This is a genomic window from Enterobacter sp. 3U4, from assembly GCF_057224565.1.
Genome location: NZ_CP136665.1, coordinates 1,841,975 through 1,866,663, shown reverse-complemented (window position 1 = coordinate 1,866,663; position 24,689 = coordinate 1,841,975). Strand labels below are relative to the sequence as shown.

The window sequence follows — 24,689 nt, the reverse complement described above, 5'->3', positions numbered from 1 at the left end:
GAGCCTGGCCTAACTGTTCGCTGGCACGCCAGCTATCTCCCGGGAGTCGCGTTATGGAGCGCAGGCGGCACAGGGATTTTCTTAACGACACTGTGTGACGAGGTAGGAAATGATGCAGATGTTCAACTATCCGCAGGGCGAAGGGGGCCAGTCAGGCTCCTGCTGTGAGTGCGAGCCTGAGATGGTGCGCTGGTACGATCGCGTTTGTTCTTTACAACTTCCCCCTTTGCTAAGCAGGTTTGCGTTAAGGTCAACGCAATTGCAAACCACGGTAAGCATGGGGGGGACGGTTTATGGCGACTAACACGTCTCTCGACTCGCCGGGCATGGCCGGAAGAACCCGGCTGCGCAGTTCCCTCAAGCTCTGGCAGGTAGTCATGATGGGGCTGGCTTACCTCACCCCCATGACCGTGTTTGATACCTTCGGCATTGTGTCCGGTATCAGCAATGGCCACGTGCCCGCATCGTATCTCCTGGCGCTGGCTGGCGTCATGTTTACCGCCATCAGCTACGGCAAACTGGTACGACAGTTCCCGGAAGCGGGCTCTGCGTACACCTACACGCAGAAATCGATCGGACCCCATCTGGGTTTTATGGTCGGCTGGTCATCGCTGCTGGACTATCTCTTTCTGCCGATGATCAACGTGCTGCTGGCGAAGATCTACCTTTCCGCGTTGTTCCCTGAAGTCCCGCCGTGGGTCTGGGTGGTGGGGTTTGTGACGATCCTGACGCTGGCGAACCTGAAGAGCGTTAATTTGGTCGCCAACTTTAACACCCTGTTCGTACTGGTGCAGGTCGCCATCATGGTGGTGTTTGTCATTCTCGTGGTGCATGGCCTGCACAAGGGTGAGGGTGTCGGCACCGTCTGGTCGCTCCAGCCGTTTATCAGCGAGAATGCACACCTGATCCCGATTATTACCGGCGCGACTATCGTCTGCTTCTCTTTCCTCGGCTTTGACGCGGTCACCACGCTGTCGGAAGAGACGCCAAACGCGGCGCGGGTGATTCCCAAAGCCATTTTCCTGACCGCACTGTATGGCGGGCTGATATTCATTGTTGCCTCATTTTTCATGCAGCTCTTTTTCCCGACGATCGCGCGCTTCAAGAATCCGGACGCCGCGCTGCCGGAAATTGCATTGTACGTGGGCGGCAAGCTCTTCCAGTCGGTGTTTCTGTGTACCACGTTTGTAAATACGCTCGCTTCAGGCCTGGCCTCGCACGCCAGCGTCTCACGCTTGTTGTATGTGATGGGGCGTGACAACGTCTTTCCGGAGCGGGTGTTTGGCTACGTGCATCCGAAATGGCGTACGCCAGCCCTGAACGTCATTATGGTAGGAATAGTGGCGCTGTCGGCCCTGTACTTTGATCTCGTGACCGCGACGGCGCTGATCAACTTCGGCGCGCTGGTGGCGTTTACGTTTGTTAATCTCTCTGTGTACAACCATTTCTGGCGGCGTAAGGGGATGAACAAAACGTGGAAAGATCGGTTCCACTATCTTCTGCTGCCGCTCATTGGTGCCGTAACGGTCGGCGTGCTGTGGATAAACCTCGAAGCGACGTCCCTGACGCTTGGCCTCATCTGGGCGGCACTGGGGATCCTTTACCTGACCTGGCTCACGCGCCGTTTCCGAAAACCGCCTCCGCAGTTTGAAGCCGGTAAGATAGAGCAGGCCTGGGATTCCTGAACGAAAAACGGCACCAGTACGCTGGTGCCGTTTAGCTGGAGCTCATCTTACCGGACGTCCGCCCGCAAGCATATTATCTCAGACGTTTATGAAGGCTTGCGCCCACCAGCAGTGCGGCACAGAGCATCAGCGCGATAAATCCGCCCACGCCGTTCCAGCCGTAGTTATGCCAGAACACGCCGCCGAGCGTCCCGGCGATGCTGGACCCCAGGTAATAGCTAAACAGATAAAGAGACGATGCCTGGCCTTTGGCGCGACGCGCGCGCGGGCCAATCCAGCTGCTGGCGACCGAGTGGGCGGCGAAGAACCCTGCGGAGAAGAGCAGCATCCCGGCAAAGATAAACCACAGCGAGGAAAAGAGCGTCAGCAGCAGGCCGACCAGCATCACCGCCGTGAAGAACAGCATGACCGGGCCGCGTCCATAGCGTGCGGTCATCGCCCCGGCTTTCGGTGAGCTCCACGTACCGGTCAAATAAGCAACCGAGAGCAAACCGACAGCGGCCTGATTCAGATGCCACGGAGAGAGCATCAGGCGGTAGCCTATATAGTTAAACAGCGTGACGAAGGAGCCCATCAGCAGAAAGCCGATCAGAAACAGTCGCGGCAATCCTTTGTCGCGCCAGTGCAGGCGGAAGTTGATAAACAGCGTTTTTGGGCGCAGCGATGTCGGGCGGAAATGACGCGATTCCGGCAGAATTTTCCAGAACATCAGGGCGGATGCCAGCGCGAAACAGCCGATGACCGCCAGCGCAATACGCCAGCTAAAGAAGTCCGTAAAGACCCCGCTCAGCAGGCGACCGCTCATCCCGCCAATCGAGTTCCCGCTGATGTAAAGCCCCATAGAGAAAGCAACAAAGCTCGGGTGGATCTCCTCGCTGAGGTAGGTCATGCCGACCGCCGCCACGCCGCTAAGCGAGAGCCCAATCAGCGCGCGCATCACCAGAATGCCGTGCCAGCTGGTCATCATGGTTGAAAGTAACGTACAGACCGAGGCCAGCATCAGCGCGGTCACCATTACCGGTTTACGGCCAATGGCGTCGGACAGCGGCCCGGTAAAGAGCAGGCCAATCGCCAGCATGCCGGTAGAAATGGAGAGTGAAATGCTGCTGCTGGCAGGCGATACGCCGAACTCATGGGAGAGAACGGGCAGGATCGGCTGTACGCAATAGAGCAGGGCGAAGGTGGCCAGACCGGCGGAAAAGAGCGCCAGCGTGACGCGCATAAATTGGGGTGTACCACGTTTAATGAACTGAACCGGCTGCGATGATGCAGGTAAATCATTGATATCGCTTGCCGGATCGATATCAATGGTAGTTGTACGACTCACACAGTTTCCTTGCTTAAACATCCCCGTGATTTCTGGTGACGGGTATGACCACGTCTTCAGGGTAGGAAAATGCAAATATTCTGTCTAATATATTAATAATCTCAAATGATACGTTAAAAATATGAATATCGAGCTGCGTCATCTCCGCTACTTTGTCGCCGTCGCCGAAGAGCTGCATTTTGGCCGCGCGGCGGCGCGGCTGAATATCTCTCAGCCGCCGTTAAGCCAGCAGATTCAGATCCTGGAGCAGCAGGTCGGGGCGCGCCTGCTGGCCCGTACCAACCGCAGCGTAAGCCTGACGGCGGCGGGTAAACAGTTCCTGATCGACAGCAGGCAAATTCTGAGCATGGTAGATGACGCCGCCGCCCGGGCAGAACGGCTGTATCTCGGGGAAGCCGGAGAGCTGCGCATAGGGTTTACCTCGTCCGCGCCGTTTATCAGCGCCGTCTCGGAGACCCTTTCGTCATTCCGCCGCCATTTCCCGGATGTTCACATACAGACGCGCGAGATCAACACCCGCGAGCAGATTGCGCCGCTTAATGAAGGTTCGCTGGATTTGGGGCTGATGCGTAACACCCAGCTCCCGGACACGCTGGCGTGGGAGGTGATCCTGCGCGAGCCGCTGATGGCCATGATCCCGCACGATCACCCGCTGGCGTCGCGTCCGGCGGTTTCGCTGGCAGAGCTGGCAAAAGAGCCATTTGTCTTTTTTGACCCGCAGGTCGGAACGGGTCTGTATGACGATATCCTGGGGCTGATGCGCCGCTACGATCTTGCCCCGGTCATTACCCAGGAAGTCGGGGAGGCGATGACCATTATCGGCCTGGTCGCCGCCGGGCTGGGCGTGTCTATTCTTCCGGCCTCCTTTAAACGGGTACAACTGCGCGAAATGCGCTGGGTGACCATCGCCGAAGAGGATGCCGTTTCAGAGATGTGGCTGGTCTGGTCAAAACATCGCGAACAGAGCCATGCCGCACAGCGCTTCAAACAGCAGCTAATTAGCGCCTCTGTCAGGCGGGATTTTCACGGAAAAGAGGGTGAAAATGTGCGGTAAATCACATGGCTAAGTAAATATTTGACGACGGCCATGGAAGTGCTTCACCATAGCAAACAGTTTATTTCGAAGCTCGAAAATAAGGGAGTACGAGGTGGTTGCTGATAGTCAGCCAGGGCATATCGATCAGATTAAGCAGACCAACGCTGGCGCGGTGTATCGCCTGATTGATCAGCTTGGTCCGGTTTCGCGTATCGATCTTTCGCGCCTGGCACAACTGGCACCTGCCAGTATCACCAAGATTGTCCGCGAGATGCTGGAAGCGCACCTGGTTCAGGAGACGGAAATTCAGGAGCCGGGCAGCCGTGGCCGTCCGGCAGTCGGGCTGGTGGTTGAGACGGAAGCATGGCACTACCTGTCACTGCGCATTAGCCGGGGAGAGATCTTCCTTGCGCTGCGCGACCTGAGCAGCAAGCTGGTGGTGGAAGACCGCCTTGAACTGCCGCTCAACGCGGAGGAACCGCTTCTCGACGCGATTGTTTCGCACATCGATCACTTCTTTATCCGCCATCAGCAGCGGCTTGAACGCTTAACGGCGATTGCCATCACCATGCCGGGGATTATTGATACCGAAAACGGTATTGTTCACCGCATGCCGTTTTACGACGATGTCAAAGAGATGCCGCTGGGCGAGGTGTTGAAAAATCATACCGGCGTGCCGGTCTATATTCAGCATGACATCAGCGCCTGGACGATGGCGGAGGCGCTGTTTGGCGCGTCCCGCGGCGCGCGGGATGTGATTCAGGTGGTTATCGACCATAACGTCGGGGCGGGCGTGATTACCGACGGACGACTTCTCCACGCCGGGAGCAGTAGCCTGGTGGAAATCGGCCACACCCAGGTCGACCCGTACGGCAAGCGCTGCTACTGCGGGAACCACGGCTGTCTCGAGACCATTGCCAGCGTGGAAAGCGTGCTGGAGCTGGCGCAGGTCCGGCTCAGCCAGTCCATGAGCTCCTCGCTGCACGGACAACCCTTAACGGTGGATTCTCTCTGCGCCGCCGCGCGTCAGGGCGATCTGCTGGCGAAGGACATTATTACCGGGGTGGGGAATAACGTTGGCCGAATTCTGGCCATTATGGTGAACCTCTTCAACCCGCAAAAAATCCTCATCGGTTCGCCGCTCAGCCAGGCAGCGGAGATCCTCTTCCCGGCGATCTCGGCCTGTATTCATCAGCAGTCGCTTCCCGCCTACAGCAAAAATATTGCGGTAGAAAGCACCCAGTTTTCCAATCAGGGGACCATGGCTGGTGCGGCGCTGGTCAAAGATGCCATGTATAACGGCTCGCTGTTGATCCGCCTGTTACAGGGTTAACTCTTTTCCGCAGATGTAAGAAAAATTGCGCTATCTCAAGCCGGGTAGCGCACGCATCCCGTAGACTTCCTCCACTGAATTATTTACCTGGTTTATATTTTCGAAGCATACCCAAGAGGTGGAGTGAGTCATGCTTAAGCGTTTCTTTGTTACTGGTACAGATACCTCTGTCGGCAAGACCGTCGTATCCCGCGCATTGCTGCAGGCGCTGGCAGCAAGCGGTAAACGCGTGGCAGGGTACAAACCGGTCGCAAAAGGCAGTAAAGAGACGCCAGAGGGATTGCGCAATAAAGACGCCCTGGTGCTGCAAAGCGTCTCGTCACTGGAACTGCCTTATCACGCGGTCAATCCCATTGCGTTAAGCGAAGAAGAGAGCAGCGTAGCACACAGCGGCCTGATTAATTATCCCCTGTTGTCCGACGGCCTGGCGAACCTGGGCGAGAAGGTTGACCACGTGGTGGTTGAAGGGACGGGCGGCTGGCGTAGCCTGATGAACGACCTGCGCCCGCTGTCTGAATGGGTCGTGCAGGAGCAGCTTCCGGTGGTGATGGTGGTGGGGATCCAGGAAGGGTGCATCAACCACGCGCTGCTGACGGCGCAGGCGATCGCCAATGACGGCCTGCCGCTGGTTGGCTGGGTAGCCAACCGCATCAACCCGGGCCTGGCGCACTACGCGGAGATCATCGACGTGCTGAGCGCTAAGCTGCCCGGACCGCTGGTGGGTGAACTGCCTTATCTGCCACGCGCCGAGCAGCGCGAGCTAGCGCAGTACATCGATCTCTCTGCCCTCGGTGGCGTGTTGACCGTAGACAGAGTCGTGGCGTAACGTCCGCGACAGCACTGACGCCACCACGCAGGCGACCAGCAGGCCGGGCAGTAAAAAATACTGCCCGGTCATTTCACAGACCATCAGCGCCGACATAATGGGCGCATGCGTGGTCGCGGCGAGTAGCGTTGCCATCCCTGCCAGCCCCAGCAAAATAGCCGTTTCAGAACCCGGCAGCCAGAGCGCGAAAAGCTGCGCGAACAGCATCCCCGTTGCCATACCGACAAACAGCGTGGGCGTAAACACCCCGCCCGGCGCGCCCGATCCGCTGCTCGCCAGAACTGCCAGCAGCTTACAGATGAATACCCCGGCAATCACCGACAGCAGCGGCGGCGCGAGCAGAAAAGCCTGCACCACGCTATAGCCGTTCCCCCACACCTTCGGCGTCAGGAGAGACAGCAGCCCGACGATCGCACCGCCCAGCGCTAATTGCCACGGCGGCGAAAGCCTGAGGCGCAGGAAAAGACCGTGGCTGAACGCCATCAGCCACATCAGCAGCGGCCCGCAGAGACCCGCCACCAGCCCCATCGCGACCAGCAGGGCATAATCAGCTCCGGTGAGGAGGCCGCTCAGATGGACCGCGTAGAGCGTGCCGGCACCCGGGGCCAGAAGCTGCGTCGTGAGCAGCGCCACTACCGCCGCGACAACCACAGGGCCGAGCGAGGCCAGCATCAGCGTGCCAAACAGAATCTCCGCAATGAACAGGCTTCCGGCAAGGGGCGCATGGTAAGCGCTGGCCATCCCGGCGGCGGCACCACAGGCTATCCACAATTTCCATTCGGATTTGGGCGTAAAGCGCCGGGCAAAAAAGGAGGCGGCGAGGGCGGCAAGCAGGATCATCGCCCCTTCACGCCCGATGGCGCTGCCGCTGGCAACGACCAGCAGTGAGGCAAGGGATTTAACCAGGCTGGCGCCGTAGTCAAGCTGACCGTCACCGGTCTCCAGCGCTTCCATGTAGTCGGTGGGCGCATGAGGCCGCTGGGAGGTCAGCCGTTGCCATCCCCATAGCAACAGCCCGGCAGCCAGCCCGCCCAGCGCGGGCGTCAGGGCGCGCCGCCAGGGTGGGAGCGAGGCGGCGGCATTCACCAGGCTGCCGCTGTCGTTGCTGAGAAGCAGCCACTCCAGCAGGTACATGCTGTGGCGGAACACCGCAACGGCCAGCGCGGCCAGCACGCCGGTGACGGTGGCAATCAGCAGTCGGCGAAACATCGCGCGGATGTCGGGGTACGTATGAAGACGTTGCATGGGTCGCGAGTCAACGGGAAAGATACAATATTGTGGCGGCAAATCGTGGGGTTAGCAAAAGGTATGCGGCGAAAAAGCCGGGCGATGCCCGGCCAGAAAGGTTAGCTGTCGCTATGAATATTCAGCGCCCGGCGCGTACGTCCTGAACTGAGATACTCGGCAATATAGTCCTGAGAAATCTCGCCGTTGTAGCGCCCGTCCTCATCCACGATCGGCATCCAGCTGGTGTTGCTCTCATACAGGCGTGACAGCACCACGCGCAGGTTGTCTTCCGCTTTGCCGGTCATGCGGAACGGATGCAGGATGTCGGCGCAGGTCCCGCTGGCGTTTCGCGCTTCGCGACGCTTCACAAAGCCCAGCGGTTTGCCGTGCTCGTCGACCACCGTAACGGCACGAATGTCATTATCATCCATGGTCGCAAAGGCTTCGGGAAGCGGCGTAGAGCCCCGCACCGTGATGGTCGGTTGCTGGTCGGTGACGTCGCCCGCCGAGACCAAAAGCAGACGCTTCAGGGTGCGGTCCTGGCCGACAAACGAGCCGACAAACTCATTCGCCGGTTTCGCCAGCAGCTCGTCCGGGCTGGCGCACTGCACTATTTTCCCCTGACGGAACACCGCGATACGGTCGCCGAGCTTCAGGGCTTCGTCGATATCGTGGCTCACCAGCATGACGGTTTTTTTCAGCTTGCGCTGCATCTCCAGGAACTGGTTCTGGATCACCTCGCGGTTGATCGGGTCCACCGCGCCAAAGGGTTCATCCATCAGCAGCACCGGAGGATCTGCCGCCAGGGCACGGATTACGCCGATACGCTGCTGCTGGCCGCCGGACATCTCGCGCGGGTAGCGGTTGAGAAACTTATGCGGATCCATCGCCACCATATCCATCAGCTCTTCGGCGCGGGTTTTGCAGCGCGCTTTATCCCAGCCCAGCATGCGCGGCACGACGGTAATGTTCTCTTCGATGGTCATGTTCGGGAACAGGCCAATCTGCTGGATCACGTAGCCGATGTTGCGGCGCAGGGTGACGGTGTCCATCCCGCTGGTGTCTTCGCCGTTGATCAGGATAGTCCCGCTGCTTGGGGTAATAAGGCGGTTAATCATCTTCAGGGTAGTGGTCTTCCCGCAGCCCGAGGGGCCGAGCAGGACGCACATTTCCCCTTCGGGCACGTTCAGGTTGACGTTGTCGACGGCCTTAAAGGTCTGGCCGTGCTTCTGTGAAAATTGTTTGGTGAGGTTTTCCAGTTTTATCATTATCGAATCCCCTTTGGAGTCAGAACCACCTGCAGACGGTGTAGCAGCCAGTCGAGCACAATCGCTAAAAGACAAATCATCAGCGCGCCCGCAATCAACATGCGAATATCGCTTCCGCCGATGCCGTTGAGCAGCAGCAGGCCCAGACCGCCCGCGCCGATCACGGCGGCAATCGCCATCACGCCGATATTCATCACCACGGCGGTGCGGATCCCGCCGAAAATCACCGGCAGCGCCATCGGGATTTCAACCCAGCGCAGGCGCTGCCAGAAGGTCATGCCGATGCCGCGTCCGGCTTCGCGAAGGCCCGGCGGCAGGCTGTCGAGCGCCGTATGGGTGTTACGCACAATCGGCAGCAGCGAGTAGAGAAACACTGCCGTAATCGCGGGCAGGGCGCCAATCCCCTGACCGATCAGCGAAAACAGCGGGATCATCAGGCCAAACAGGGCGATGGACGGAATGGTCAGCACGATGGTGGCTATCCCCAGTACCGGCGTTGCCAGCCACCTGTGGCGGACAATCAGAATGCCCAGCGGGACGCCGATGATGATGGCTAAACCTACGGCCAGCGCCACCAGCCACAGATGCTGCAGCGTCAGGGTTAACAGGTAGTCCCAGTTGTCCAGAATATAGTGAATCGTCTCCATAGCGCCTCCTACAGCAGCTGTTTGCTACGCAGGAAATCACGGGCGACCTGCTGCGGTGACTGATGGTCGATATCCACCTTCTTGTTCAGATCGGTGATAACGTCGTTGTTGAGCTGGGCCGAGAGGGTGTTGAGCGCCTCTTCCAGACCGGGGTTGGCCTCCAGCGTGTCTTTACGTACAACCGGGGTTACCGCATAGCTCGGGAAGAAGCCTTTATCGTCCTCCAGCACCTTGAGGTCGAAGCCCTTCACGCGCCCGTCGGTGGTATAAATCAGCCCGGCGTCAACGAAGCCGTCGCGCACCGCGTTATAGACCAGACCGGGGTCCATCTGACGGATCTGCGGGCGGTCCAGATCCATCTTATAGGCGGCCTGAAGCGGCTTCATGCCGTCGCTGCGCCCGGCAAATTCGAGGTCTAAGCCCAGCAGCCAGTTTTTATCCGGATCGGTTTTACGGATCTGTTCAATCTTCGCCACCATCTCCGACATGGTGTTGATGTGTTCCGCCTCGGCGCGCTTGCGCTGCATGGCGAAAGCGTAGGTGTTATTCATGTTGGCGGGCTTGAGCCAGACCAGACCGTGCTTCGCGTCCAGGCGTTTAACCGTCTCCCAGGACTCCTCTGGCGACATGCGCTTGTTGATGTGGTTAAAGATGATTAATGACGTGCCGGTATATTCCCAGGTCATATCAATCTGTTTGTTGATCATCGCGTTACGGGAAATCACCGTGGCGATGTTGGTTTGCGGCTGAACCTGGAATCCTTTCTTTTGCAGGTACTGCACGGTCATCGCCGAGAGAATGTGCTGCTCGGTAAAGCTCTTGGTCGCCAGAATCAGCGGGGCCGCCATCGCCTGGCTGGAGAACAGCGCCGCGGCACACATCGCCGTCAGGCCGGATATCAGTCTCATAAAAGCTCCTTGTTATTGTTATCGAGCGAGATGGGGACTCATCACGCGACCCAATGCCGCCAGCAGGGTATCGAGGATCAGGGCGAACAGGGCGGTGGCCGCCGCGCCGAGGATCAGGGTCGGGAAATCGTTCAGGTAAATACCGGGGAAAATCAGCTCGCCGTAGCTGCTGGCACCAATCAGGAACGCCAGCGGCGCGGTACCGACGTTAATGGCGGTGGCGATGCGGATCCCCGAGAGCATGACCGGCCAGGCGGCTGGTAGCTCAACCTGACGCAGACGCTGCCATTTGGTCATGCCAATCCCATTTGCCGCTTCCAGCAGCGACGGCGGGACCGAGCACAGCCCGGCATAAGTATTACGCACGATCGGCAGCAGCGAGGCGAGGAATAGGGCGATAATGGCGGGCTTATCGCCAATGCCGATCACCACCATCGCCAGCGCCAGAACGGCCAGCGGCGGCAGCGTGTTGCCGACGTTGAAGATTTGCATCACATATTCGGCGATACCCCGCGCGGCCGGACGGCTCAGCAGAATACCGGCTGGAATACCCACCAGCAGGGCAAAAAACATCGACGAGAAAACCAGAATCATGTGCTGTTGCCCGAGATAGACCAGGTCAACCTGGCGCGCCCTTATCGTCTCAAGCCCAATGCCCCAGACGAGAAGGGCGAGGACCACGAAAATGGCGCCGACAAACAGCAGCGAACGTTTGAGTAATGGGTGCATTGCGGTGTGTCTCCCTGTGCGCATGCGTTATAGCAACCACCGGTTGCCTGTTGTTATGCCATGTTTCGGCAGGGGTATTTCACCTATAGCAAGCGTTTGGGAAGGGTTCCAGCGAAGGGGTAAAATCAGTAACCCTATGAAAACAGTGACAACCTGGGGTTAAGCCTTATGGCATAAGGGCTGATTAAGGGGGAGGCAGAATAGTCCTAAAGCGAATTTTTAGGTGTGACAGTGTCACATCTAAAGGGCTCTTACGCCGAATACAGGCCATTATCTTCATAGAGGGGCGCGAACCCGTCGAACCCGCGACGAGACGGTGATAATTGAGACGGCGGCGACAACCGCGAGCATCACACCCAGCGCCAGCATGGCGTTGAAGCCAATCCATCGGAAAAGCAGCAGCCCCGCGATACCGCCCGTAATAAACGAGAAAAGGGTGGTTAAGTGGGTTTGCAGCTGACTTTTTTGCGCCGCCGTATCTTTGGAGTAATCCCTGCGCAGCATCGCCACCATTACGGAGGCCAGGGAAATCCCCGCGTCCGTCAGCGTGCCGGTAATGTGCGTCGATCTCACTCGTCCGCCGGAAAGCTGCGTGGAGGTTGAATTATGAATGCCCATCAGAAAGCAGAGAAAAAGAATAATCTCTCGGTTGCTGGTGAGCGCATGAAAATACATTTCGTAGAAGGAAACGCCGGTCAGTAATATCCCCTCGACAAACAGGATCTGGCAAAAAACCAGCCTGACGTTATGAATAATGCCCCATATCACGATCGTGCGCGCAATAATGGCGCCTGCGACAAAGGAGAGAATAATCGAGCCGAAGAAAATAATATCGCTCAGATCGGTGGAGGAGACTTCGCTGGATAACTGTGAGGTGTTGCCGGTCATGTGTGAGGGGAAAAAACCAAATGCCCCGAGGGCGATGGCATTCAGCAAACCTGCCGAGGTCGCAAGCCAGAGAGCAAGCCGGCGATCCTCCTTATGCGTTCGTTCTTTCTTGAGTTTAATCAGCAAGAATACCTCCGGGTTGAGCTTTGCCTGATTATTCAGGCTAGCAAAGCGGTGCAACGGGCTGTCCAGGAGATGGCTTAATTATTATTCCCTCTGACGACTTTTAGGGTTTAGTAATTAAATAAAACAGCCTCGCTGCGGTATTCATTCAGATGTTAAGTTTCACACCATGCCGTTATTGCCATGACGCAAAAATGCCGGACGCTGGTTAAGGCGCTCGAACCAGGCCTCAATGGCGGGCACGTCGGGCTTATCAAAGGGCGTCATCTTCCAGCGATTCACCGACAGCCCAAGCACCACGTCCGCGAGGGTAAACGTCTCGCCTGCCGCAAAGGCCCCGGTGCGCTGCAGCTGGTTTTCCAGAATGGTGATGCAGTGGTTCCACTCTTTTATTCCCGCCGCAATGCGCTCAGGGTCGTTAAAGTCCGGGTTTTTACGCCCCAGCGCCGGGAAGACATAGCGCCAGGCGTTGTTAAATTCGGTGGCCTGCCAGTCCATCCAGCGTTCAACGTTGGCGCAGGCCTGCGGTTCTGCGGGCAGCAGGTCGTGACGTCCGGCCTTGCGCGTCAGATAGCGGCAGATGGCGTTGGACTCCCACAGCACGAAATCGCCATCAATCAGCACCGGCACCATGGCGTTGGGGTTCAGGGCGCGGAAGGCATTCGTTTCCGTTGAGGCAAAACCGCTGCCGTAATCTTCCTGTTGATACGCGATGCCTGCTTCTTCGCAGGTCCAGAGTACTTTACGCACGTTGATGGAGGTTGTTTTGCCGAGGATATTAATCATGTCGCCGCTTCTCTTCAGAGTGATGAATCGTTTAAAAACAATACACCAGCGGTGAAGAAAAGCGTCAACAAATCATCCGGCGAGTAATTTGTGACGACGCGAAAGCAGAAGCGTCAGCACTACCGCGCACAGCAGCAACATGCCGCTCAATGCAAACGTGCTCTGCCAGCCGAGATGGTCGAATACCAGGCCACCGGCCGTTGAACCCAGCGCAATAGAAAGCTGGATCAAGGCGACCATTAACCCGCCACCGGCTTCGGCATCTTGCGGCAGCGTTCGCGCAATCCATGTCCACCATCCCGTTGGCGCCGCCGTCGCCAGCATCCCCCAGAAGCCTAACAGCAGGGCAACGATCCACACGCTGTGACCGGTCAGTATCAACACGCCTGCTATGACGGCCATCAGCAGGGGTATGGAGATTAATGTCAGATAAAACGCGGCGTTCAGGGCCAGAGCAACGAGCAGTGTGCCAACAAAACCCGCGACGCCGATGGTGAGTAAAATCAGCGATAGGCCGGAGGGGGTGACCTGCGTGACGGTTTCAAGAAACGGACGCACATAGGTAAACAGCGCAAACTGTCCCATAAAGAACAGGCCGCAGGCCAGCAGACCGATGGAAACCACCCGTTGGCGGAATAGCCGAAAGACGGATGCGCGTGACGCCGAATTTTTATTGCCGTTCATATCGGGCAGGCTAAAGCATTGCCAGAGGAACGCCACTATCGCCACGGGAACCAGGCACAGGAAGGCGCCGCGCCAGCCGATGGTGGCGCCGAGATAGCTCCCGAGCGGGGCGGCGACTACCGTCGCCAGCGCGTTCCCCCCGTTGAATATCGCCAGCGCGCGCGCGACCTGATGCTGCGGAACGAGGCGAATGGCCGTTGCGGCAGACATGGACCAGAACCCGCCTATAGCGATACCGATCAGCGCGCGGCCAGTCATGTAAACCAGATAGTTTGGGGCGAAAGCGATAATCATCCCCGAGAGCGCCATCAGGAGCGTCATGCCCAGCAGAAGGTGTTTGCGGTTCATATTCCCGGCAAGCCGGGAAAGGAAGAGGCTGGTCAGAACCGCCAGCGCGCCGGAGATGGCGATTCCCTGGCCAGCGAGCCCCTCCGTAACGCCCAGATCTCTGGCAAGGGGGGTAAGCAGGCTGACGGGCATAAATTCCGAAGCAATCAGGACGAATACGCACAGGGTCATGGCAAAAATACCGCCCCAGTGCGCGCGTTCCTCATTCTGTGAGGTGGTAGGGTTCAGAGTGGACATTGTCATCTTTAACGAAGGGCCGCCCGCTCAACACGGGCGGCGGAGGGGTTTATTTCAGGCTGGTTTTGAAGAACTGCTCAAACTGGCCGAACGGGATCTTCCCGGCAGCATTGTCGTAGAGATCGACATGGTTTGCGCCCGGAACAATCACCAGTTCCTTCTGCTTGCTGCCAACCGCTTTAAACGCATCTTCTGCAAAGTAGCGGGAGTGTGCCTTTTCACCGGTTACGATAAGCGTCGGGATAGTAATTTCCCCGGCGTAGCTCAGCAGCGGCATATTCATAAAGGATAATGGCGTGGTCGCGGTCCACGCGCCGGTGGAGTTGACGGAGCGCGCGTGGAAGCCGCGCGGCATGCGGTAGTAGTCGTAGAACTCCTTCAGTACCGGATGCGGGTCTGCTGGCAGCGCCTCTGGCAGAATACGTTCTGCTGCCGTCACCTTGCCGTTCTCATTGACATAAATGTCATGGCCGCCGTGCGCGAAGGTACCGTTCTCAGCATCTTTCCAGCGTTGTGCGTTGAGATACTGCAGAACGGCACGGCGGTCAGACGTTGAATAGCGATCTTTCCCGTCGCCCACGCCGTGGCCCATCGCCCGGCTCATGTCGTACATCACGCTGGTGGCGACCGCCTTCACGCGGGTGTCCATGGAGGCCGCATTCAGCGCCATACCGCCCCAGCCGCAGATGCCGAGAATACCAATGCGGTTACGATCAACCTCTTTCTGCAACCCCAGGAAATCCACCGCCGCGCTGAAGTCCTCGGTGTTGATATCCGGAGACGCAACGTTGCGCGGCTGGCCGCCGCTTTCGCCCGTATAGGACGGATCGAACGCCAGGGTCACAAACCCATTCTCCGCCAGTGTCTGCGCATACAGGCCACTTGACTGCTCTTTGACCGCGCCAAACGGCCCGCTGACCGCAATCGCCGCCAGCTTGCGGTCACCGCGGTTTTTGGGAAGATACAGATCGCCTACCAGGGTGATCCCGTACCGGTTCTTAAAGGTCACCTTACGGTGATCGACTTTTTCACTTTCGGCGAAGGTTTTATCCCATGTGCTCACCATCGAAACAGGTGCGTTTGGGTTAGTGGTTTCTGCATAACTCATTGTTGTCACTCCACTTAATGATGCGCATAGCAGCATCGCAACGGACAATTTTTGGGTGAATGTTTTCATGAAAATGGACCCCAGGTTGTTGTGTTGCGGTCATTATAGTTAGCAGAAATAGTGCTGATTAGAGGCCGAAAGCTGCTAGGATTCATATCATATTGTTATAAATAGGGGGCATGATGGCGAAGCGGGAAAACTACAATGAGCTGTACCTGTTTATGCAGGTGGTGCGGGAAGGGAGCTTCACGGCGGCTGCGCAGCGGCTCGGGCTGGCGCAATCCGGGATCAGCCGCTCGGTTCGCGAGCTGGAGGAGCGGTTGGGCGTTCAGCTTCTGGTCCGCACCACGCGCAAGCTGTCGCTAACCCACGCCGGAGAACAGCTTTACCGGACAGCCGAATCCGCGTTCGATACGCTCGATACGGGCCTGGCGACGCTGGCACACTATCGTCAGACGCCGTCCGGCACGGTGCGTATTAATGCCAGCCAGCACGCTATCGACAAATGTCTGCTGCCAAAGCTCGCCATCTTTAAACAGCGTTACCCGGACATCAGGCTGGAACTGATGAATGAAAGCCGCTTCGTCGACATTATCGCCGAGCGGTTCGATGCGGGTGTCAGACTGGGGCCGGAAGTGGGGCAGGGAATGATTGCAGTGCGTATCACGCCTGATATGGAAATGGCCGCAGTGGCTGCCCCGGAACACTTCAGACGCTACGGTTTTCCCCAGACGCCTGCGGATTTAGTGGCGCATCCGTGCATTGCCTACCAGCTTGCCGACGGTAGTGACTATCAGTGGGAGCTGGTGCAGGACGGGAAAAAAATCACCCATCGGCCAGAGGGGCAATGGGCGCTGTCTGACAGCTACATGGAAGCCGAAGCCGCCCGGCTGGGGCTTGGGCTGGCCTATGTCCCGGTGGAGCTGGTGGCTGACGATCTGGAGCGCGGAACGCTGATCCGAGTGTTGCAGCGCTATAGCCTGCGCATGGACGGGTTGTATCTCTATTATCCGCACCGTAACGTGTCGCCTGCACTGAGGGTGGTGATCGATACGCTGAAAATATAGCTTTATTTCAGGGATAAAGAGAATGGTAGGAGCACGCCTTCATTCATTTGGAAGATTTAAAGAGGGTATTGCAAGACGGACAGACAAGTTGAGAGCCTTTCTGAACGCGGCTAAAGCTGTGTTCTGAATCTTTTGCACAGCCTGGACATGTGCATTTCACTAAATAATTACGATGAGTTTGTGTTTTTTTACGTACTGACATAGAGAGCTCCTGCTATAAGGGGACAAAAAAATACACGATTAAAATGATGATTACTTATTTTTATAACAATATTTGAAGAGATGAAGACGTCAGGAAGTATAAATAAAAAACCCGCTCGGGGCGGGTTCATTTTATTATCAGTAGCACATAACTGCTCAGGCCGACGCCTTCATCGCTATCGTAAGCGCCACTGATAATGAGCACCTGTTACAATGCAGTGACGTTACCGGCCGCAGGGCCTTTAGCGCCATTTTCAATGGTGAAGGACACTTTCTGACCTTCATCCAGAGTTTTAAAGTTATCGCCCTGGATTGCAGAGAAATGCACGAATACATCTTTGCTGCCGTCTTCAGGAGTGATAAAGCCAAAACCTTTATCTGCGTTGAACCATTTTACTAAACCAGTCATTTTATTAGACATAGATAATTCCTTAATTTATGAGCCACATAGTGCGGCGATGATGGCCTGTATTGAGAGAGTTACTTATTTGGCACTTAGGAGAAGGCTCATGAAGAAGGGATATCTAAGGATAACACCTGAACTGAGGACTGCTTTACTAAAACTGCTTTCATAAGGTCTGTTTTCCAAACCGATGACGCTATTAAGACATAGAATATTTATTACAGCAATGTAAATGTTATTTTATTTTAACCATTTAAACACCCGGATGGCTGAACGGCTGATAATATCCTTAATACCATATTAGCTGCCGCGGCCTGGCAATAACCCAATATCCGCACAGTTTTGCAAGCTTCCACCCTATGACGACTCAAGAAGTTTCAGGAGCGTTTTTCTTTAATGAGTAGCCATGCGGGTCGTTGTTTTGTCTGCTTTCGTGCTGCCGAGACTGCGCCGCGCTGGTGAGCGTGCTGATCGAAATCGAGGATGCGAAGATGTTTACTGCGCTCTGCGAGCGTCTGCTGCACGCCCTGCGTAAGCTAAGAGAACTGTGCAATGTCGATCTGCCGCCAGACCTGATCGCGCAATTGATCATTGGTGAGAAACTGAACTCCTGCGTGCCGGACTGCTGGCAGGACACCCTGACGCAGGTGGACTACGTTCTGGCGCTGATACAGGCGGTGATGGGTGGAACGCTGCCCGCTCACGTAGCGAAAGAGCTGACGGGCCTGCTGCACGATATGGTGTGGCTGCTGACTTAGTTTGTGAAGGAGCCGCGCATTACTGCGCATTAAGGGGCTGGCGTGGAGGGGCGGCAGCGCCCTTTGACGCTGTAATTAACGCGATCGGTTCCCGGTATCCAGAAGCGACGTACCGTAGGAGTTATCGATCGTACAAAGCCAGCGACCGTCGCTTTCCAGTCGAAAAACATAGGTCGCGCGGCGCGACATTTCCGTTATTCCACCCTGACCATCAGCAAAACGCAGAACGGTTTCCATGATAACGAGGGCATTACCACCACCTTCGATCACCTGCATCTCCCCTTGTTCGACGATCAGCTGGTCCTGAAAATAATCTGAGATAGCAATAAACGCGTTGCGGATGTTTTCTTTGCCTTTAACCGTCATGCCGGGCTTGACTACCAGAGCCGCGTCTTCGGCGTAATACTCTATCAGGGCGTCATAGTTTTTGGTGGTGATGGCGCGATCGCAGGATTCGATGATCTGGCGTAGCGGATGTGGGGTCATGCGCGTTTCCTCGTTGTAGTGGGTAACGCGCATTAACATAACAGTCTGGTGTGTTTGTATAGCTACCAGGTTTTATGGCGGGGCGTTATGGGAAAGTTGAGGGGGCAGATAACGTTAGGTCTGCTATGAGCGAGGAGCGGAAGTTCGCGATTCTTTAAAAACTTGTTAAAGGCCACTAGCGTAGCCGGGTATGAATCAGTGAGGGGCTGCTAGCGGCGTCACGAATCCCTGGATAATGGGACAACGGCAAAGCTGGTTAAATCCATATCTCCGAGCATCGGAAATGAACCGGATATTGGATGCTGCTATTTGTTCCATTTTTTTTCGAATATTCATCGCATCCAGACCAAGGCGGTTAAATTTGCGCTAGTGGGGAAAAACAAAGGACTGAAAAAAAGAATAGAGGCTATTCCTTTCGATAACCCAGGAATAGCCTGTCTGACCTACAGTAATGACTCCAGTTTTTGTCGTGCCTGGCTTGTTAGCCGCTTAATGCCCAACGATCGGGAGATCTCTGCAATTTGGTTCTCACCTTTAATACTCAACACCAATGCGCGTAACTCTTCAGCAGGGATGGCATCAATCTGGCGAATATCATTTTCTGTCGCAGGCAAACGGAACGTATTCCAGTCTGCCTGCTGAGTTGTTGACTGCCATACAAAATTTTCACCAAAATGATCTGTCGCAACATGATAGTGCTGATCCACCAACTCCATCACTCTTTCCCGAATTAGTCTGCCAGCACGATTGAAACCGTGTACGCGTGCAATGCGCTGTACCAAAGTCGTTTCCAGCAGTGGAGATTCAGCTTTCACCACTGAGTCGATGAGTCCTCTCAGCGTTTCGTCATATCCACCGATGTAGAAGCGTTCGGCATCAACTCTGTTGTTCCATTCTTGCAGGTCATTAACGATGTATTTAGCGCCCTGAGCGAGTAGGGGAATTTCCAGGGTCGATGATGAGGCGTATTTGAGCTCTGGCACAGCGGTCTCTGCGCTATCGTCGTCTTCAGGCTCTTTGCTCGGTTGCTTTATCACTTCTACAGAAGCGGAGATCTCTCCATCGTTGGCACCTTGTATTTTGAAGGTAGTTAAGGGGAGATCATCCGACTCTGCAACCGCAGTTCTTTCAACGTTAATATCAGCAGATTGTTCTGCTTCATCTGCGCGCATTGCATCAGTAGCTCTAGAATCCTCAAGCAGATTGCGAATGGCCGAATCAAGTCGCTCAAGCGCACCTTCTTTATCAATCCACCACTCCGTTGACCATAGGCGTAATAATTTCCATCCCAAGCCTTGCAGAATAGCGCTGCGAACTTTATCACGATCGCGGGCTGTTGCAGCACTATGATAGGTGGCACCGTCACATTCAACGCCGACTAGGTAATCACCCGGTTTATCCGGATGAACGATCCCCAGGTCAATACGGAAACGGGATACGCCTATTTGCGGAACAACATGCCAGCCTTTCCTTCTCAGGCCATTAGCAACAGCTTCTTCAAAAGGTGAGTCATAGCCGCCAACCGATCCACGAACAGCCTGCGCCAATGCTACCGGGCCCCTTTGAGCAAATTCTATGAAATGCTTAAGGTCGGCGACAGCACGTGCGCTGGTTCGATTGAGATCGATCATCGAAGAGTCAAATGAGGTAAATACCATCATCTCCTGGCGCGCACGCGTGACGGCAACATTCAGGCGTCGCCAGCCTCCTTCACGATTGAGTGGACCAAAACTCATAGACATCGTATTGGCACCGGGCTCGGTAGGGCCGAACCCTATACCGAGCATAATTAGATCACGCTCATCGCCCTGAACTGTCTCAAGGTTTTTAACCACCACGGGTTCATCAAGCTCTTGCTGAAAGAAGGGCTCGATTGCTGGATGTTGCTGATGGGCTCTATCCAGCAAGTCATTGATCAGCTTTTGTTGTTCAGTGTTCAAGGTAATAATGCCAATTGACTTACCTGAAGCAACAAATTTTTTATCAGTTAGACGTTTTACGGTCTCTGCGACAATGGCTTCGGCTTCGGCTTGATTGTGACGACCTTTACCTTTCGAATAAACGCCTGCGACCTTGCACCACTGAACAGCACTCTGTCGTGTTTCTGACGCAGGGAAGGTGATCAGGTTGCCATCATAATAACGATGGTTAGAGAAGGTGATCAAACTTTCATGCCGACTACGGTAGTGCCAACTCAGACTATGATTGTATAACCCGGCGGCAAGGCATTCATCCAAAATGCTTTCCATATCCTCTTCCACATCATCGTCGACATCACTTGCCCCTCGATTGAAGAAACTGGTTGGCGGCATCTGACGTGGATCGCCAGCCACGACAACTTGTTTACCACGAGCCATTGCGCCAATGGCGTCCCAAGGGGAAATCTGTGATGCTTCATCAAAGATTACTAGATCAAACAAAGCTTGGCTGGAAGGCAAAAATTGAGCTACGGAAAGAGGGCTCATAAGCATGCAAGGTGCTAGTTTAGACATTGCATCACCCATCTCTGCGGCCATTTGCCGTACAGGCTTATGACGACGAGATTTTTGTAATTCATGTTTCAGTAAGGCAAAACCTCCCTGTTTGGCTATTTCATTTTTTGCGGGGATTACGCCGCATAGACGAGCTCGAATATAACGAACTGTTAGCTTTGCCAGTCGATCGGTATGCTGGCGATAGGCCTCAATATCACTCATATGCTCGGCAGGAACAAAATTATGGAGTAGTGGTTCCGCATCAATGACCCAGGAGGCGAACCAGCGACAGTAGGCTGTTTCGAAAATCTCTAAGGCACTTGTTTCTGAGGTATCAAGGCTAGCAAGCTCATCCAGCATGGGCATCATCCCCTGTGAAATAGCTTCCTCCCGCACGCGACTCCAGTCACTCCATGCTTTCAGTGCGGATGAATTCTGTATTATGTTTTGCGCACAGTTCCGCAATGTGGGGATCGATGGATTTTCTTCTTGCGTTTTTATCAGGCCACAGAAGGTTGTTTTGGCTTCGCTAAACCCGATAAGTGCAGTACGGAGGCTCTGGCAAGAATTCGCAACTATACCGGTCGCCCCCAGCAAATCATTACCATCAATAACTAGGGTTTTAACGGCATTGCGAATCCGTGCAAGTTGTTGTGGTGAGGACGCTAATGTGCCGAGTTTGTTGCGGATCTCTTCTGCAAGTGTCAGTGTCGTTGCTAAGTTTTCGCAATCTGTTTCCAGACTGTTCCAGCCCGGGAGGGTTGCCGTCTCGCTGCTTATCGCAGATAGTCGTTGTGACAACGGCTGTAGCAGATCAATAACAGGTAAATCGGCAGCCAAATCCGGTGCTGAACTGAGAGCATGTTGCTGCATTACTCCCTGGATAACTTTTTTGCGCGCGCTGGTGGCAAAGAACCAGAATTTTTTACCCGCTTGTGTTAGTGCTTGACGGATTTGTGGCACATTGATGTGCTGCCAGCTATCTGCAGGATAGTTGACTGACAACTGTTCTTTGATGTTTGTTATCTCCTGAAGCAGAGCGATTGCAGTATGGCCTGCCTGAATGCGAGCTGCCGCATCGGGAGTGAACATAAAACTGAGATCGATTCCACCGGCTTTGGTCAGGAGTTCACAAAAAGCGAGCAGTTGTGCCAGTTTTGCTGGCTCTTTGCGATCCAATTCAATTCCACTTGTCTCGAGTAGCGTATCAGCCGCATGCTCCAGGTCTTCTATTTTTCCAGGTAGTGCTTTCGCGCTGACAATAAGTGATGACTGCCATCCGTTCGTCCAGTCTGTTTGTGCAATAGCGGCAAAATGTTCACCGTGTTGTTGAAAAGCAGCACGGTTAAGCTCTAGGCGTCTGGCTATCTGCCTGAAATATTCCATTTGTTCTGCTGTATGCAGCGTATAAGCTGGCCATGTAAATCGCGGTGTTGCTGCACTGGCATCTTTTATGACTCGACCCATTGCATAATGTAGCGTTAAACCATTAGACCAACGTTTATGAAGCAAACGAACAACGCCATTAAGTTTGTCACGAAGAGTTTGCAACTTGCTTGCTTCCTCATCCCATTCTTGGGTGGTCAGCACGTCTCTCACATCCCACGCGCGTTCAAGTTGCTTTAGAAAATCCATTTTCGAGGTTTTACTGGAGTGTAACTCTAGGCAAAACTCACCTAATCCTTGCGCCTCCAACCTGCGGTAAACGACATCCAGAGCGGCTTTTTTTTCAGCTACAAACAGCACACGTCTGCCCAGTGCAAGGTTGTGCGCAATCATATTGGCTATAGTTTGCGACTTGCCTGTCCCGGGCGGTCCGTCAAGCACAAAGTCGCGACCTTTTGCGGACGCCACTACTGCTGCAACTTGCGAGGAGTCTGCAGGTAATGGCAAAAAAAGCTCCTGTGTTCCTATTTCGTTATCCAGTTCATCGACATCTATGATTTCACCGCTCTTTTCCAACGTGGCATTTTCCTGCCCACGCTCAACCAGGTATTTAACCAGCGGGCTTTCCATCAGTTGCGGTGTGCGGTCGACGAGATCCTTCCACATTAGATATTTGGCGAATGAAAAGGTACCGATCACGACATCGCGAGTGACCTCAAAGCCTGGAATATCACGGACTGCGCGGCGTATAACATTCCATATACCATCAACATCTATACCGCTTTCATCGGTTGGTAACTCGCCATCTAGCCCGTTGATTGTTAGCGCGAAATCGTTTCGCAGTAGCTCGAGTAGAGTCAGATTGAAGCGAGGTTCTTCTTCCAGCAAACGCATCGTCACGCCAGAGAGCGCACTTTTCCGATCCAACTGAATGGGCAGAAGAATGAGTGGAGCGAAATAACTTTTAGGGTCATCGGCAGCCTTTTTCCATTTAAGGAAACCGACCGCCAGGAACAGTGTATTGGCACCGCCTTCTTCGAGATCACTTTTGGATTTGCGATAGAGATCAATTAGAGAAGATTCCAGCCGTTCTTTTTCAAGAGAGGAGACAACTTCGCCACGTTCCAGCGCATTTTGTGCATACTCATCACGTAAGTTCTCATGCGTCTGTTGCTGGTATAATTCTGCGTCTCGACCGCCCGTTTCGAGATTTGGCAAAGAAACAATACGCAGACGCTTACCTTCCGCAAGTTTATCTTCAAGCATCCCGGGGTTAGCACATAATAATCGGATGCCTTTAGCGCTTTCCGGCAAATGTAATAGGCGGTTCCGGGTTGTTAAATCTAACAATTTTCGTTGCCATTGGACCAGTCGGCTTGTTGCACCTTTTTCATCTGCGATGTCGAGCTCAATATCAAATGAAGGTAGCTGCGGCGCATCTTCAAATCCATGAGAAATAATCTGTTCCGTATCCTCACTCTGACCAGTCGCACCTAATGTTCCCAGTGCTAATGGGCGAATTTTTTGCATTCGTGCGCGGCGTACATCAATGGCGGCGTAGAATTTTTTTTCTGTCAGATGCTGTAAAGCCTCTACGGAAGCTTGAGTAAATGATGCTGGGTGCGCTTGTGTTGCCAGTGTCGTTTCAAATACGACCATCTCTTTTAAATCGATTCGTTTACGTACGGCTGAGACATCTTCGGTAACAAGTTGCGCAAACTCTTGCGGTTGTAACCACAGGCCGACAAAAGCATGACCTTCCGTTAACAAGACCAGTGGGTTTAGGCCGAGTTGTTCTAGAGCGGATGCAAATAGGAGTGTGGTATCCAAACACGTGGCAATCCTTGCTTCAACGATGGTTCCGGGTGTTCGAATCTTCTGGCCGTTGTGTTCGAAGCTGGCAGGGGGAAGCGCATAACTGATATTCATGTTACAAATGGCAGTCCACAGGGCGGAGGCTATCTCCCAGACCCGAGTTCTGGATTTGCTTTCGTAACCATCCAGGGCTTCTCTTTTCCCTGCGCTACGAAGTACATCTGATGTGGCTTTGAGCAGACGATCAATCGCAGGGTCGTTAGGCGTAATGAAAGATGGCAACAATTCAACCATCGCATCGCCGCCCCATTCATTTTTTGCCAGGGCTTCAAGCGGATAATTAACTGTAAAAAGTTCATCCTCTCCCTGACGTAAACACAATGTAATTTCGCACACCACGCTTTCAGTCAACTCAGCCAGCCATTTTGCATCAAGCTTAATATCGCGATCACGGATATCGAGTGTGGAATGAGGAAGCAAGCGATCAATTTTCCACTGTTTTGCTTCCAGCACTGCAGGTGTTGTCTGCAAATGCAATGTTAAGTCCTGGTACATTTGATCAGATTCGTTATGTAGTACCAGTTCGCGTAACAGAGGAACTGCATTTTGATGTGAGGTGAATCCCAGCTTATGGGCGACACTGACAGATATCTTTAGGCTCATAAAATTCCGTCTCCAATGAGAATATAATACTCAGGCTATGTTTATTGATGGAGCAACCCGGTGTAGGACAGATCCTGCTGAATGGGGCTACCAGGCCAACTTTTAGTCGACATGATACATACCCTTAAAAATTGTTTTGATGCTTTATACGAAAGGATTAAAGACGCCTAAGCCACATGAAACTTAAGATTTATCCGCAGTTCACAAGGATCTGTTAGCGATTTAAGCAATAAGATTGCGGATTGTTCCAGCTTCGATAATCCAGTTATTGGCAGG

Annotated in this window: 20 protein-coding genes and 1 pseudogene; 7 read left to right on the top strand and 14 right to left on the bottom strand. The window is 54.5% G+C overall.

The genetic code is table 11. From position 1 onward, the window contains the following. The first annotated feature begins 109 nt into the window (after positions 1-109). Together RVY89_RS08745 and RVY89_RS08740 are read left to right on the top strand one after the other, a co-directional pair. Complete coding sequence (locus RVY89_RS08745; protein WP_484827558.1) at positions 110-304, top strand: YmjE family protein; 195 nt, start codon at positions 110-112, stop codon at positions 302-304. Then, positions 294-1,685, top strand: a complete 1,392-nt coding sequence (locus tag RVY89_RS08740) for an APC family permease (protein WP_484827557.1) — start codon at positions 294-296, stop codon at positions 1,683-1,685. The genes RVY89_RS08745 and RVY89_RS08740 overlap by 11 nt, the downstream gene beginning before the upstream one ends. Positions 1,686-1,758: 73 nt before the next feature. On the opposite strand, the gene RVY89_RS08735 is transcribed toward RVY89_RS08740, so the two are convergent. Next, positions 1,759-3,012 carry an MFS transporter gene (locus tag RVY89_RS08735; protein ID WP_484827556.1) on the bottom strand — a complete coding sequence of 418 codons (1,254 nt, stop codon included), beginning with the start codon at positions 3,010-3,012 and terminating at the stop codon, positions 1,759-1,761. Positions 3,013-3,133: 121 nt separating this feature from the next. On the opposite strand from RVY89_RS08735, the gene RVY89_RS08730 reads away from it, so the two are divergent. From RVY89_RS08730 to bioD, 3 genes are all read left to right on the top strand, one after another. Next, on the top strand, positions 3,134-4,066 hold the full coding sequence (locus RVY89_RS08730) for a LysR family transcriptional regulator (protein ID WP_484827555.1): 933 nt from the start codon (positions 3,134-3,136) through the stop codon (positions 4,064-4,066). Positions 4,067-4,160: 94 nt separating this feature from the next. Further along, positions 4,161-5,381 carry a sugar metabolism global transcriptional regulator Mlc gene (mlc, locus tag RVY89_RS08725; RefSeq protein WP_023311510.1) on the top strand — a complete coding sequence of 407 codons (1,221 nt, stop codon included), beginning with the start codon at positions 4,161-4,163 and terminating at the stop codon, positions 5,379-5,381. A gap of 130 nt (positions 5,382-5,511) precedes the next feature. Continuing rightward, the gene (bioD, locus tag RVY89_RS08720; protein WP_484827554.1) at positions 5,512-6,207 is read left to right on the top strand and encodes a dethiobiotin synthase; all 696 of its coding nucleotides are present in this window, start codon (positions 5,512-5,514) and stop codon (positions 6,205-6,207) included. On the opposite strand, the gene clcB is transcribed toward bioD, so the two are convergent. From clcB to RVY89_RS08675, 9 genes are all read right to left on the bottom strand, one after another. Beyond that, positions 6,142-7,452: a voltage-gated ClC-type chloride channel ClcB gene (clcB, locus tag RVY89_RS08715; RefSeq protein WP_484827553.1), complete on the bottom strand. Its 1,311-nt coding sequence runs from the start codon at positions 7,450-7,452 to the stop codon at positions 6,142-6,144. The two genes, bioD and clcB, sit on opposite strands and share 66 nt — an antisense overlap. A 101-nt stretch (positions 7,453-7,553) precedes the next feature. Then, the gene (osmV, locus tag RVY89_RS08710; protein ID WP_473721994.1) at positions 7,554-8,702 is read right to left on the bottom strand and encodes an osmoprotectant ABC transporter ATP-binding protein OsmV; all 1,149 of its coding nucleotides are present in this window, start codon (positions 8,700-8,702) and stop codon (positions 7,554-7,556) included. Further along, on the bottom strand, positions 8,702-9,349 hold the full coding sequence (osmW, locus tag RVY89_RS08705; RefSeq protein WP_023311514.1) for an osmoprotectant ABC transporter permease OsmW: 648 nt from the start codon (positions 9,347-9,349) through the stop codon (positions 8,702-8,704). Before osmW ends, osmV begins: the two co-directional genes overlap by 1 nt. Before the next feature lie 8 nt (positions 9,350-9,357). Then, on the bottom strand, positions 9,358-10,257 hold the full coding sequence (osmX, locus tag RVY89_RS08700; protein ID WP_484827552.1) for an osmoprotectant ABC transporter substrate-binding protein OsmX: 900 nt from the start codon (positions 10,255-10,257) through the stop codon (positions 9,358-9,360). 18 nt (positions 10,258-10,275) lie between these two features. Then, positions 10,276-10,986, bottom strand: coding sequence for an osmoprotectant ABC transporter permease OsmY (osmY, locus tag RVY89_RS08695; RefSeq protein ID WP_484827551.1), 711 nt, complete (start codon positions 10,984-10,986; stop codon positions 10,276-10,278). A gap of 276 nt (positions 10,987-11,262) precedes the next feature. Next, positions 11,263-12,000, bottom strand: coding sequence for a YoaK family protein (locus RVY89_RS08690; protein WP_484827550.1), 738 nt, complete (start codon positions 11,998-12,000; stop codon positions 11,263-11,265). A 159-nt stretch (positions 12,001-12,159) separates the two neighbouring features. Next, positions 12,160-12,783: a glutathione S-transferase family protein gene (locus tag RVY89_RS08685; protein WP_484827549.1), complete on the bottom strand. Its 624-nt coding sequence runs from the start codon at positions 12,781-12,783 to the stop codon at positions 12,160-12,162. 72 nt (positions 12,784-12,855) lie between these two features. Further along, positions 12,856-14,052 carry an MFS transporter gene (locus tag RVY89_RS08680; RefSeq protein WP_484827920.1) on the bottom strand — a complete coding sequence of 399 codons (1,197 nt, stop codon included), beginning with the start codon at positions 14,050-14,052 and terminating at the stop codon, positions 12,856-12,858. Positions 14,053-14,101: 49 nt separating this feature from the next. Continuing rightward, positions 14,102-15,229 (bottom strand): alpha/beta hydrolase, encoded by a 1,128-nt coding sequence (locus RVY89_RS08675; protein ID WP_484827548.1) that lies wholly within the window; start codon positions 15,227-15,229, stop codon positions 14,102-14,104. Positions 15,230-15,342: 113 nt separating this feature from the next. On the opposite strand from RVY89_RS08675, the gene RVY89_RS08670 reads away from it, so the two are divergent. Further along, entirely contained in the window at positions 15,343-16,227 is an 885-nt protein-coding gene (locus tag RVY89_RS08670) for a LysR family transcriptional regulator (RefSeq protein ID WP_484827919.1), read from the top strand. Positions 16,228-16,270: 43 nt separating this feature from the next. Here the strand turns inward: RVY89_RS08670 and RVY89_RS08665 are convergent, their stop codons facing one another. Both RVY89_RS08665 and cspE read right to left on the bottom strand, forming a co-directional pair. Then, positions 16,271-16,429 carry a YnfU family zinc-binding protein gene (locus tag RVY89_RS08665; RefSeq protein WP_213329513.1) on the bottom strand — a complete coding sequence of 53 codons (159 nt, stop codon included), beginning with the start codon at positions 16,427-16,429 and terminating at the stop codon, positions 16,271-16,273. Positions 16,430-16,636: 207 nt separating this feature from the next. Further along, on the bottom strand, positions 16,637-16,849 hold the full coding sequence (cspE, locus tag RVY89_RS08660; protein WP_484827547.1) for a transcription antiterminator/RNA stability regulator CspE: 213 nt from the start codon (positions 16,847-16,849) through the stop codon (positions 16,637-16,639). A gap of 425 nt (positions 16,850-17,274) precedes the next feature. Between cspE and RVY89_RS08655 the strand changes: the two are divergent. Beyond that, positions 17,275-17,589, top strand: a pseudogene (locus RVY89_RS08655) (hypothetical protein); the annotation flags it as partial. Positions 17,590-17,664: 75 nt separating this feature from the next. Here RVY89_RS08655 and RVY89_RS08650 read toward each other — a convergent pair. Then, positions 17,665-18,075 (bottom strand): YybH family protein, encoded by a 411-nt coding sequence (locus tag RVY89_RS08650; protein ID WP_484827546.1) that lies wholly within the window; start codon positions 18,073-18,075, stop codon positions 17,665-17,667. Positions 18,076-18,518: 443 nt separating this feature from the next. Beyond that, positions 18,519-24,413 (bottom strand): DUF3320 domain-containing protein, encoded by a 5,895-nt coding sequence (locus RVY89_RS08645; RefSeq protein ID WP_484827545.1) that lies wholly within the window; start codon positions 24,411-24,413, stop codon positions 18,519-18,521. Between the last annotated feature and the right edge of the window lie 276 nt (positions 24,414-24,689).